General features: G+C 52.9%; 1 pseudogene. It reads left to right on the top strand.

Going from position 1 to position 490, the window contains the following annotated elements:
- Positions 1-490, top strand: a pseudogene (locus tag ST37_RS20335) (tyrosine-type recombinase/integrase); the annotation flags it as partial.

Below are 490 nucleotides of genomic sequence, written 5' to 3'. Positions count from 1 at the left end.
GGGAGTGGCTAAACATCGTCAGGCCACCTCGCACTAAAAAGTTACCCGATGTCATCACGGCCCCTCAGGTCGCACTGCTCATCACCATGACTCGCCAGCGCCGCTACCAGGTCTTTTTCCTGACGTTATATTCTATGGGGCTTCGACTCGGTGAGGCGCTTAACCTGACCGTTCAAGATATTGATGCACACTCAATGCAAGTGCACATTCGAGACGGTAAAGGTGGCAAAGACCGCTTCTTTCCTCTGCCACTTCGAACGCTGAACGCTTTGCGTGCCTACTGGAAAACGCATCGGCACCCTAAGCTCCTTTTCCCTGGGAAAGGAGTCATGCCTACCGTCCCTATGGATCGAGGGGCGTGCAAAAAGCGATGAAAATGGTGCTCAAGGACTGTGGGATCAACAAACCCATCTCCCCTCATTCGCTGAGACACTGTTTTGCGACCCACCTACTTGAGCAAGGAATGGACTTGCGTTCGTTGCAGATCTTG

It is taken from the genome of Vibrio sp. qd031 (assembly GCF_002100145.1).
Lineage (GTDB): Bacteria > Pseudomonadota > Gammaproteobacteria > Enterobacterales > Vibrionaceae > Vibrio.
This window is presented reverse-complemented; position numbering and strand designations above follow the sequence as displayed.